The sequence below is a fragment of the Streptomyces sp. GL_140 genome (assembly GCF_057834465.1).
The window spans coordinates 1-10,921 of record NZ_JBYQMJ010000010.1; the positions used below are offsets into that span (position 1 = coordinate 1).

Below are 10,921 nucleotides of genomic sequence, written 5' to 3' on the forward strand. Positions count from 1 at the left end.
AGGACCCGCGGAGCGGGACCCAGAGCGCTGCGCGCTCTGGAAGGGAGGCTCTCCGCTTCGCGGAGAGTAATGCACCTCGGCTCCGCCGAGGTTGGCCGGCCCTTCGGGCCGGGCGGCTGCGCTTCGCTCCGCCGAGGGTCCGGCCTCCGGCCGGATCGGCCGCTTCGCGGCCTCTGAGCGGCCGTTTCACGGCCTTGGGGCCCATCCGCTTCGCTCCTGGACCCTACCCGCTTCGCGGGGCTGGCTAGGGCGGAGGGTGGCCGGGGTCGTATGTCGAGTTGCTCACTCTGTGTGGCTGAACTGACCTTACCTGACGGCCAATTACTTAGTCAATTCCCGTCAACTGTTTCTCTGGATTTCTCTCCGTCGCCTCTTTTCGTGCGATGCAAAATGTAATGCGGGCGTTGAATTGATGCGCCATTTAAGGAGGTTATGAAAATGGCGCACCAATTGACTCTAGATATCGAACGGGAGGGGTTCCCGGGCGGCTTTCCTGTACGCCCTTTCGCGGCACTTGAAACACGGATTGGGCCACGTGTGATCGTCTTCCAATTCCCCTCCACACTCGGGGCACTTACCGCAGTAATCGTCTCCGCACAACTCCCCGCAGTTCTCGCATAGTTCCTGGCTCATGTGCTGCTCCTTCGGTCTCTGTGGGCCGCAGAAAGGCCCGTGGCCCGAGACCATAGGGTCACGGGCCACGGGCCGTCAAATGGCGCTCAGGGGCGCTCTATTCGTCGTCCTCGTCTTCGGTCTCGGTGGAGCCAAAGACCGATTCGAGTTCCTCGCGGGTGTACCAGGTAGTGCGGCCCTTCTTCTCTCCTGCGGGGAAGGGTTCGCCGCGCTTGGCCATCTGGGACTTCTGCTCACGGGCCGCGCCGTAGGTCTTGCCGACGATGCCGATGGCGCACGCCTGGGCGAGCGTCCAGCGGTCTTCGGTGGGCTCGGCCTCGGCGGCCAGGCGCTGGACGAGCTCGTCCATGCTGGCCGCGCCGGCTGACGCAAGGTCGTCCGCTGACATGTCAGACAGGCGCTCTGACGTGGGACGGGGGGCCCCTGTCGTCTCGTCGTCTGTGTCAGTGTCTTGTGTCAGGTAGTCCTGCTCGGGGTTGTAGACCCCGTTGAGGAACTCGCCGACCGCCGCGGCTCCATCGGCTCGGGCGATGTCTGCCGGAGTGATCCAGGGGGCCATCTCGCCCCGGTCGAACCACTCGGGCGCGGGCTCGCACTCGTCCAGGACCCTTTCGATGTCCGGGGCGATGTAGGCGAATTGGATTTCCTCGACGCGCTCCGGGCGGCCGTCCGCTCCGATCTTCTTCTTCTTGCGTCCCTTGGTCGAGATCACACCGCGCCCGGGGATCGTGTCGTCGTATTCGAATCGGGGTGTGGTGTGGCCGTAGGCAACTGCCCACGAGGGGTCGGAAGTTTCTCCGACGACCATCTTCGTACCGACCTGATCGCGCGCCATGGTGGAGCCGAATACGTCCAGGCTGAATTGGTGAGTTCCGACCGCTACACGGTGGTCCGCACTACGTCCCTGCATAAGGATGAGCTGGAACCAAACGAGTACCGGAGGGAATCCCCTTTCCTTGATGATGTACTTCCACCACGCGGCCACGAACTCACGGAACGAGGGGAGTTCGTCAATGACGAGGAGTCGTCCTACCGGCTTTGCTCCTGTGTCGCCAGCGGTCGGCTTCCAGCCCTTTCGCTTGCGCGTCTCGGTGGCCATCATCGACGTGAAGAATTCAGCGATGGCCCACACGCAGTCGTATGTGTCCGTGTGGATTCGGATGCCGGACTTTCCATCGACCAGCGGCATCGAGTTTTGCTTCGGGTCAATGATGGTGACGAGTTCACCGGCCTGGCGGGCAACCGCTACGGCGATGTAGAGGATGGTGGACTTACCGGAACCGGTCTCACCCGAGATGCCGAGGTGCGGGGTGGCCGTCCCAGTCTTCACAAGGGCGGGGCCGTCGTGGGTCTCCCCGAAGTACAGGACGCGCGGGTCACCGGTCGAGTACCAGGAAACCTTTTCCGGCAATTCCGGACGGGCCTTAGGAGCGGGTTTCCGCGTGAACTTGATGAAACTCTCTCCGCCGGTAAGCGCGGTTTGCATGGACCATTCACCCGGCACCCGCTGGTCTACGACGTAGGCCACCTGACCGGGCTCACCGAGCCATCCGGCCGGGATTCGCACCATGATCGCTGCATCGTCCCGCGAGAGGTCGAATGAGAGCCTCAGCCAGTCCCGGCGGGGCTCGTAGGCCGGCACGTGCAGCAGGTTGCGGAGCGCGGCCCACAGCCCCGGACCGTGCAGCACGTCGTCATCACGGGTGGGGGGGTGCTGCACCGGGGGGTGCTGCACCGGGGGGTGCTGCACCGGGGGGTGCTGCACCGGGGGGTGCTGCACCGGGGGGTGCTGCACCGGGGGGTGCTGCACGGCGGGGGCCGGGGTCGTCCTCTGGTCTTCCAGGCGGGCCAGGAGCATCTGGAGGCCGGACTGGACGCGTACGGGCTGCGTGGCGGGCGCCACGGCCTGCGCGGGGATGACCGGGGCGGACGCGGGCACCGGGGGGTGCTGCACGGCCGGGGCCGGGATGGTGGCGGGCTTGGACGCCCACCAGTCCGGGGCCGGCGGCTGGTCGTCCTGCGTCCACGTGAGGTGGCGCTCGCCTCCGTGGTTCTCGACGCGGACCGTCCACGTGCCGGGGACGACCGCTTCCACGATCTCGTGGAGCGCGTTGCGCTCGCGCTCGGTCCCGAGCACACCGGCCGGGAGGCGCAGCCGGATCGCGGCCGTCTCGGTCAGGTCGACGGCCAGGGTCAGCCAGTCCCTCCTGAACTCCCACGCGGGCACGCCCAGCACGTTGCGGACGGCCTGCCACAGCACCGGCCCGAACTCGGCGTCCGCACCCGGGCCGGAGGGGTCCTGCACGAACCGCACGAACCTGTTGCGGCCGCGCGTCTGCCAGTGCGCGACCCACTGGCCGGGCACGACCGCGTGCAGGATCTGGTGCAGCGCCTGGCGGTCGTGGTCGGTCCCGAGCATCGCGGCGGGCAGGCGGACCGTGATCGCGGCTCCCTCCGCGTCCGGATCGTGGGGGAGTTCGATCCACGCCTGGCGGACTTCGTCGTCGGCGAGCTTGAGCGCGGGCACGAGCGCGGCCCACAGGTTCGGGGCGTACAGGTCCGCGAACGTGGCCTCGTAGCCCTTCCACCACCGCAGGCCGTGCGGGCCGGTCACGGCGCCCACGATGACCAGGAGCGGGGAGGCGATGACCGCGAGGAGGATCCAGCCGCGCAAGGTGGGCTGCAGCGCCCACCCGGCCACGACCGCCACGAGCGCCAAACGGGCCGTAGCGACCCCCGCGAACGCCCACCGGGGGTACGAGCGCACGAAGCGCGTCACGCCCTTCACGACCGGCACCACGGCCTCGACCGACAGGACGATCCCGCGCCCGATCCCGCACGCGAGACGCCACAGCTTCCCGAGCCAGGTAGCCGCGGTGACCACCACGGTGGACGCGAGGTCGAGCACGCGCACGCCGCGCCAGCCGCGCCCCTCCCACGCGTCGACCCACCCGAAGATGCGCACGGTCATCCGGCCGAACCACAACCCGAGCGGGGACGGCCCGGCGTCCTTCGCGAGCCCGTACGGCATGGCGGCCGGGGCCGCGATGGAGCCGAGCTGCGCGAGCGGGACGGCGGTCTCGCTCACGGCCTCGCGCGCGCCGGCCTTCCAGAACGTGGCGTCCGACTTCGGCTCGCCCCACAGCTTGCGTCCGCCGACGAAGCGGCCCAGGAGGCGGAACAGTCCGCCGATCGCGGCGGCCAGGCCCTCCCCGATCGCGTCGGCCACGCCGTTGCCGCCCTTGCGCGGGGTCTTGCCCTTCTCCTTGATCCGCTCCTCACCGACGTGGTGGAGCCAGGCCACGCCGATCGCGGACACGATCAGGAGCGCGTACCAACCCGTCTGCGTGGTCGGGCGGCGCTCCCACAGCCAGGCCCCGGCGGTGCCGAGCCACTCCCCCACCGCCTCCCCAGCCTCCGACGTCCCGGAGTCCGGGGCGGGTGGCGCGGTCGCCGCGTACGGCGCCGCTACTTCGGTCATGCTCTCCACTGGTTCCCCTCCGTGGTGACCGATCCGTCCGGCGGTTGATCCTTGGCAGGCGCCGCCGGGCGGACAGATCTTTGATCGTGACTCGATGGACTGACATGCGCCCCCGGTTTTCGGGGGTCCGTGCAGGTTGGACGGTTGGACCTGTGGACAGAGGCCGGTGATCCGGGGCCCTTGGGTTCCGCCCCGTAGAAGTGGGAGAAACGGCCCCCGTGTGACATGAAGTGACCCACGTCACACGGTTGTTGGTTCTCCTCCCCAGCCACATCCCCACCGATGGCCGGTACGCGTACCGGATCGGTCACGGCCACCGGGGAGGTGACCGGTGACCGATCCGGTGACCGGTCACCGGTCACCCGAAATCCAAAGCCGGGCTTTGGAATCAGGCGAGCCACGCGCCCGGGGCCAGCGCGTCCCGGTCGGGATAGTCGGCCAGCCACTCGCGGTAGGCGATCCGCACGTACTCGCGCCGCTCCGGCCGGTACCCCACGGGAGGGTTCCGACGTCCGCCCAGGTCGATGTCCATCAGCTGATTCGCGGTGAAGTCCGCATCCACGAGGTCCCCCTCGGAGCCCGTGGTGAGCGCCACGTGGTCCGCGACCGCCGCGCGGTGCAGCCGGTAGTCCCGCTCCTCAGCCAGGGGCGCCCCGCCCTGGCGGGCCAGCACGGTCATCCGGGACGACCAGCGCAGCAGGTGGGCGGTGACCGCCAACAGCTCAAGGCCGGCCACCTGGTAGACGCCACCCTCGGGCGGTGCGGTGTGGTCGGTGATCATCGGTTTCTCCTTCTCGGTTGGTGCTGGGAACAGGTTCTCGGCCGGACCGGACACGGCCGTTTCAGCGGTTCGAAGGGGTGGACAGTCCATGGACACTCCGGCCCGTTTCCGCAGCCAGACGCGGCCCTGACCCCCTGTCCATGGACACGTCCTCCGGCCACAGCGGGAGCTGACCGGCCACCCCGTCCACGGGCGTGGCCGGGACGTCGGCCAGGGTCAGGCGGTAGCGCCGCGGCTTTTTCAGGCGTGCCATGAGTCGCCGCAGGCCATGCACACGTAGCCCTCGGGGACGTACTGGCCAGCCGGGCAGTACTCGGCCAGATTCGTGCTCCCGCACCGGTCGCAGTGGTCGATCCCGGCGGCGATCGCCACCCGGTACGCCCAGCACATCGCCACGTCCCCGAGCGTCCGGCGCGGCCCGACCCCGGTCGACAGAACCGGCGCCTTCTCCACCACCCCGTACGCGAGGCACCCGGCCACCGCCGTACCCCACGCGGACGTCCACATGGACGTGTCCGGGCCGAACAGCACCGCGTTGGCCACCAGGGCGGCCACCGCCAGCGCGAGGCCGGACGCGTTCACCAGGCACCACACCGCCACGCTCGCGGTCGTCTTCTTGGCGTTCATCTCGATCCCTCCCGAGGGGGTAAGGCCCCGGGGCCGGCACGCGGCCCCGGGGCGATCCTGCGACGGTCAGCGGTACTTGCGGGCGGCCTTGGCGACCTTGGCGTCAAACGTGGCCTTGTCCTTCGCGGCCTTGACCTGCGCGCGGGCCGCCTCCTCGATCTGCTCCCGCTCCACCGCCTTCGCCTTCACCGACTCGATCTGCCGGTCGAGCTTGGCCGTGGGGCCGGTCTTGATCCCCTTGGCGCACAGCGCCGCGAGCTTGGCGATCTCCCAGCCGGTGTACTGCTTCGGTTCGGGTCCGTTCGGCATGGTCAGTTCCCCCTCGTGACGGGTCGGATGGTGAAGCGGACGGCGCAGTCGAGTCCGGCGAGATCCGGTCCGGCGAGCTCCACCAGGAGCCGCGCGCACACCCCGAGGGCGGACTCGGGCTCGGCAAGGTCGATCACGCCGTATCCGGCGACCGACGCCCCGCCGGCCTTCTCGAAGTCCGCGCTCAACGTCCAGTGGTGCAGGCCGGGGCCGAACTGGCGGGCGCTCACCGGCGGCCCTTCCAGCGAGAGACCTTCGCCGCGGCTTCCTCGTGGCGGGCCGTCTCGGCCTTCGCCTCCGTGGCGCCCGTGCTCGTGGCCGCCCACCGCTTCGCGCGGGACTTGCCGCGCTCGGCGTAGTAGGTCTCCTCCGGGGTCGGCATGTCCGCGAAGCGGTTGATCCAGCGGCCCATCAGTCGGCCTGCCTCTCGCGCTCGGCGCGGGCGGCCCACGGCCACCCGACCGCCACGCAGCCGACCAGGCCGACCACACCAGCGGCCGGGGCCGGGAGGCCCACCGCCACGAGAACGGCGATCACAGCGGCCGTCAGGCCCCACAGCCCGGCCAGCATCCGCAGCCCCAGCGGGACTCGGGACAGAGAGCGGTTCACAGGTACGCCCCCGTCCCGGTCGTGGCGTCACCCTCGGCGGCACGCTCGGCCGCCCGCAGGCGCCGCGCCTCCCGCTTCACCGCGTCCACGCTCACGTCGCGGTCCATCAGCGCGGACAGCCGGGCGGCCATCACCGCCGGATCCGCGATCCCCGCCGCGCGCAGCTCCGCCACACCGGCGGCGATGCTCCGGGGCCGCTGCTCCGGCACCCGGTCCGCCGGACGCTCGCCCCCGGCGGGTTCCGGATCTGCCGACGCGCTGACCAGCGGCGGCGTCACCGCCGGGCGGGCAACGGGCTCCCGCCGCCCGGCCAGCTCCGCCAGCTCGGCGGCCCAGTCCCGGTCCGCCTCCGTGGCGCCGGAGGTGGACTGCACCGCCCGGTATAGGGCGAGCATCTCCGCGTCCCGCTCCTCCGCGTCCGCCTCCGGCAAGACCGGCGCGGCAGAGGCAGGCTCCGCCGTGAGGGCGGCCAGCACCGTGTTGGCCATGGCCAACTCCGCCCGGAGCTGATCCAGCTCCGCCCGGTCCGCCGGGCGCTCCGCCAACGCGGGCACCGGCTCCGCCGGGGCGAGGGTGGGCTCCGCCATCGCGGACACCGCGCCCATCGCCTCCCGCTCACGCTCGGCGGCCAGCAGCTCCATCGCAGCGTGCGACTCGGCGCGGGCCACCTGCCGACGGACCCCCGACACCGCGAGCATCGCGTTGGCCCGGCTCATCTCCGCCTGCACCCACTGCGCATCGGCGTCGGACAGATCCCGGTCGATGTGCTTGAAGACGGCCAGCCACAGGAGCTTGGCGATCAGCGAGACCGCCGCGCCGACCACGGCCAGGGCCAGCGATCCGGCCTCGATGCCCTCCCAGCCGATGGCGCCCATCGTGATCGCCACCAGCACCCAGCCGAGCACCCGGGCGAACTTCCGCTTCCCGGGGTCGAAGCGGGCCATCCACTCCAGGAGCAAGACCGCCGCCCACGCCACGTCGAACATGGCCGCCGCCGCGAACCCGACCCCGCCGTGCAACAGCCGGCCAATCGACGCGGTCGACCAGACGACCGTCACCAGCGTCACCGCCAGGACCAGACCCGCCACCGCCCGCAGGGCCAGCGCGTCCAGATCACGGGGGAGGACCGGCACCCGGTCCGTCACCGTGTTCTTCACCATGTGCGTACGGCCGTCCCGCTCGTGCGGGACCAGGACCTCACGTACGACCGAGCGCCACTTCACTGGGCACCGCCCGACTGAAGCTTCGCGGTGGCCTGGCGGGCGGTCTCCGCCGCCTGCTGCGCTTCCGCGATCCGGACCAGCGCCGCCGCCGTAGCGGGCTCCGTGGCCGGGTTGTACTGCTGATCACGTACCTGGATACGATCCGTCACAGGACCGCACCTCCCTCTGGCTGATTCAGGGGTGGGTGTGTGTCTCAGGCTCTGGCCAGGTGCTAGTAACACCAGGTCAGAGCCGTTTTTAGTTGTGCGGGCAAACCAATGCCCGAGCCGCTCCGCCGAGTTGGCCGGACCGCCTTACGAGAAGAACGCTACGGCAAAGCATCCTTCTGTACAACCAGCGCGCCGCACCTGTTCTTGTGGATAGTTTTTCGGTAGGCTCCTCACATGCCAGCCATCCCGGAAGAAGCGCAGGCGGAAGCCCTGCGCGCGGTGGCGGAGTCCTCCCTCCGCCGCGCAGAGACCATCGCCCAACTCGACCGCGACCTCCGCGCGGCGGTGCTCACCGCCGTACGCACCGGCGCCAACCGCAGCCGAATCCGGAGTCTCGCGGGCATCAGCCCCACCACGCTCTACAACTGGTTGGGGGAGGAAGGCATCGAGATCAGGGCCAAGGCCCCGGCCAAGAAGACGGCCCAGAAGCCCAAGGGGAAGTCATGACGGCCGTCACCGACGACTCGTTGTGCTTCGGGGCGGACCCGTCCGACCCGAACGGCACCGCGCAGTGCGCGACCTGCCAGGGGGAGGGAGTTCTCCGGGGGCCGGCACGGCCGTGTCCGGAGTGCCACACCCGCCAGCAGCTCCGCAACGCCTGGTGGAACTCCGGCCCCGGGCCGGAACGACTCGCCCGCAAGCTGTCCGGTCTGTAGCCCAGACTGACCCCAGAAATGACGGAAGCCCCGCCGGGTTGAAATGCCGTGAGTTACCAGCTCACAGCCCCGGAAGGGCTCGCCGTACTGACCAGGCTAGGTCTGTTGTCGAGTGTAGAGGGCACCGCAAGGTCTCACTACCAGGCAACGGGCAGAGAGGCCCGAACGTGGCACACGGCACGATGAGCCCCGGCAAGTGCAGCTCCTGCACCGCCATCGCCTACTACCTCGACCGCTGCAAGCAGGAACGCCCCGACAACCCGCCGACGAACGCCGAAATCTGCGCGGTGGTCGGCCTGTCCCTCCGGATCGTCCAGACCCACCTCGCGCACCTCGTGGTGCACGGCATCCTCGACGTGGACCGCCGCACGGTCCTACGCGTACCCCGCCCGCGCCCCGAGCTGTCCGGGTCGCTCGCGTGGGTGGCGTCCCTCCCCGGCCTGCACGCCACGACCATGCGGTGCCTGTTGGTCCCCGCCCGGCACGGATGGACCGGCGAACTCAACAGCCCCCAGTGGGCGGAGGAGGCCGGGGTCAAGCTGCGCACCCTGGAGTACCACCGCAGCATCCTGGCGGGGCGGACGGCCAAGCGGCCCGTGCCCCTGATCGGGTTCCGGCAGCACCACGTCGTCGTGGGAAAGGCCGGCTACCGCAAGCGGCTCACCGACCGGTACACGCTCCTGAGCGGCATCGAGGCGGAGCCGTTGACCGGGGCCGCGCTCGACGCCGTGCCCGAGCTGGCCCACGCGGTACTCCGCAAGGTCCGCTGGTTCGACTACGCCCGCACGAGCGTGGCCGGGCGCGAGCTGTCCGCCATCGCCCTCCGCCGGTACCTCGCCGCAGGGTGGCCCGCGCACGCGCTCGTGGCACTCCTGGACGCCAGCGCCGACCGCCACGTCAGCACCCCCCGGTCCTACCTGACGGCCGTGCTCGCCAACGAGCCGCGCCTGCGGCGCCGGTACGTCATCCCCGCCGAGACCCACTTCGACGGCGTGGCCCGCATGAGCGAGTGCCTGATCTGCCGCGCCCACGCCTGGGAGCTCCCCGGTCGGACCCCGCTGTGCGGCGGCGACCACTGCCGCGAGAGCGCCGACGACAACGAGCACCAGGCGCTCGCCCTCACTGCCTGATCCCGCAGCTCACGGCGCCCCCGTACGCGGGGGCGCCCACCCACCACGCCCAGAAAGGGGCACCGCCATGGGCAAAATCCTCGACGCCATGCGCAAGAGCACCTGGACCCGCGCCCTGCCCAAGTCCGCCTCCGCCCGCCTCAACCTGCTCATGCGAACCGAGAAGGGCAGCACCAAGGCCGTGGCCGCACGGCTCGGCGTGAGCCAGCGCACCGTGCAGCGGTGGTTGGCCGGCACCGCCCAGCCATCCGCCAAGGCCGCGCCCAAGCTCGAAGCCGAAGCGGCCAAGTCCCACCAGCCGCGCGTCACCGCCCGCGCCCGCAAGGAAGCCAAAAGCCGCGGTGGTGTAGTGGTCGAGACCCGCGCCCGATTCGGGTTCACCGCCGCGCCCGGGTCGAGTGACGACGGCCGCATGCGCCGGATCAGCCAGCAGATGCCCGACGACCTCGTGGGGCCCATGTTCGACGCCTACGAAGCCGGGGACGAAGAGCGGCTCAACGAGTTGGTGGGCCAAGGCCTCGGGCACAGTTACTTCCGCGACGGGGGCCGGCGCGCGGAAGGGCTCGACGTGGAGCTGACGGACATCGACTACATAGAGACCGACTGGTAGCACCACCCGCACCGCCCCCGGAGGGGCCGTCAGGACCACACGCCACACGGCGCCCTGACGGCCCCTCCGCCACGTCCGGGACCGGGAGGCCCCGGAGCCAACCGCAAGCGCTCACGCGGGCCCTGACGGACGCCCATCGGGGGCCGGGGGAACCAGCGTTGGGGTGCTGTGGAAAAGGGGTGCTGCAAGTTGCCCCTTCGGGTTGACCAGCCCAAACGCACACCCCAGACCGGGGCGGGGCGGAGGGGGCCCAACATCCGTAAGGGTCCCGGACATCAGAGCACCCCTTACAAGATCGCTTAGCGTCTCAACATACGGACACTTCCCGCGAAACGGCCACGTTTCCGCAGGTCAGCCCGAACCCGCAACTTGCAGCACCCCTTTTCCACAGCCAGGGCTATCCGCAACTTGCAGCACCCCTTTTCCACAGGGTCCGACTTTCGGGCATTTCGGGCACACCCCGTTTGACCAGGCACGATGCCGATCGCGGGGGGTGCTGCAAGTTGCGGATAGCCATCAAGATTGATGGCGGGTGTGAGCTCCCGAAGGGAAGGCGCGAAGCGCCGGGCTCGCAGCCGCGCGAGGCGCGAAGCGCCGAGCCCTCCCTTTGTACCGCGCGCAGCGCGGTACAGACCCGCTCCGCGGGCCCGGAC

Annotated in this window: 13 protein-coding genes; 4 read left to right on the top strand and 9 right to left on the bottom strand. The window is 70.4% G+C overall.

The genetic code is table 11. The annotated features are described in order from the left end of the window. Positions 1-730: 730 nt before the first annotated feature. The 9 genes from AC3IYJ_RS43485 to AC3IYJ_RS43525 form a co-directional block, all read right to left on the bottom strand. Positions 731-4,114 carry a hypothetical protein gene (locus tag AC3IYJ_RS43485; protein WP_489403764.1) on the bottom strand — a complete coding sequence of 1,128 codons (3,384 nt, stop codon included), beginning with the start codon at positions 4,112-4,114 and terminating at the stop codon, positions 731-733. Positions 4,115-4,502: 388 nt separating this feature from the next. Further along, positions 4,503-4,895, bottom strand: coding sequence for a hypothetical protein (locus AC3IYJ_RS43490; protein ID WP_489403765.1), 393 nt, complete (start codon positions 4,893-4,895; stop codon positions 4,503-4,505). 240 nt (positions 4,896-5,135) lie between these two features. Next, positions 5,136-5,522, bottom strand: coding sequence for a hypothetical protein (locus tag AC3IYJ_RS43495; RefSeq protein WP_489403766.1), 387 nt, complete (start codon positions 5,520-5,522; stop codon positions 5,136-5,138). Positions 5,523-5,588: 66 nt separating this feature from the next. After that, positions 5,589-5,831: a hypothetical protein gene (locus tag AC3IYJ_RS43500; RefSeq protein WP_489403767.1), complete on the bottom strand. Its 243-nt coding sequence runs from the start codon at positions 5,829-5,831 to the stop codon at positions 5,589-5,591. Between the two features lie 2 nt (positions 5,832-5,833). Continuing rightward, the gene (locus tag AC3IYJ_RS43505; protein WP_489403768.1) at positions 5,834-6,061 is read right to left on the bottom strand and encodes a hypothetical protein; all 228 of its coding nucleotides are present in this window, start codon (positions 6,059-6,061) and stop codon (positions 5,834-5,836) included. After that, positions 6,058-6,243, bottom strand: a complete 186-nt coding sequence (locus tag AC3IYJ_RS43510) for a hypothetical protein (RefSeq protein ID WP_489403769.1) — start codon at positions 6,241-6,243, stop codon at positions 6,058-6,060. The genes AC3IYJ_RS43505 and AC3IYJ_RS43510 overlap by 4 nt, the downstream gene beginning before the upstream one ends. Then, on the bottom strand, positions 6,243-6,440 hold the full coding sequence (locus tag AC3IYJ_RS43515; protein WP_489403770.1) for a hypothetical protein: 198 nt from the start codon (positions 6,438-6,440) through the stop codon (positions 6,243-6,245). Before AC3IYJ_RS43515 ends, AC3IYJ_RS43510 begins: the two co-directional genes overlap by 1 nt. Continuing rightward, positions 6,437-7,663: a hypothetical protein gene (locus AC3IYJ_RS43520; RefSeq protein WP_489403771.1), complete on the bottom strand. Its 1,227-nt coding sequence runs from the start codon at positions 7,661-7,663 to the stop codon at positions 6,437-6,439. Before AC3IYJ_RS43520 ends, AC3IYJ_RS43515 begins: the two co-directional genes overlap by 4 nt. Next, positions 7,660-7,812, bottom strand: coding sequence for a hypothetical protein (locus AC3IYJ_RS43525; protein ID WP_489403772.1), 153 nt, complete (start codon positions 7,810-7,812; stop codon positions 7,660-7,662). Before AC3IYJ_RS43525 ends, AC3IYJ_RS43520 begins: the two co-directional genes overlap by 4 nt. A gap of 234 nt (positions 7,813-8,046) precedes the next feature. On the opposite strand from AC3IYJ_RS43525, the gene AC3IYJ_RS43530 reads away from it, so the two are divergent. From AC3IYJ_RS43530 to tpg, 4 genes are all read left to right on the top strand, one after another. Further along, positions 8,047-8,319: a hypothetical protein gene (locus AC3IYJ_RS43530; RefSeq protein ID WP_489403773.1), complete on the top strand. Its 273-nt coding sequence runs from the start codon at positions 8,047-8,049 to the stop codon at positions 8,317-8,319. After that, positions 8,316-8,528, top strand: coding sequence for a hypothetical protein (locus AC3IYJ_RS43535; protein ID WP_489403774.1), 213 nt, complete (start codon positions 8,316-8,318; stop codon positions 8,526-8,528). Before AC3IYJ_RS43530 ends, AC3IYJ_RS43535 begins: the two co-directional genes overlap by 4 nt. Before the next feature lie 167 nt (positions 8,529-8,695). Next, positions 8,696-9,658 carry a hypothetical protein gene (locus tag AC3IYJ_RS43540; RefSeq protein ID WP_489403775.1) on the top strand — a complete coding sequence of 321 codons (963 nt, stop codon included), beginning with the start codon at positions 8,696-8,698 and terminating at the stop codon, positions 9,656-9,658. A gap of 67 nt (positions 9,659-9,725) precedes the next feature. Continuing rightward, on the top strand, positions 9,726-10,268 hold the full coding sequence (tpg, locus tag AC3IYJ_RS43545; protein ID WP_489403776.1) for a telomere-protecting terminal protein Tpg: 543 nt from the start codon (positions 9,726-9,728) through the stop codon (positions 10,266-10,268). Positions 10,269-10,921 lie beyond the last annotated feature (653 nt).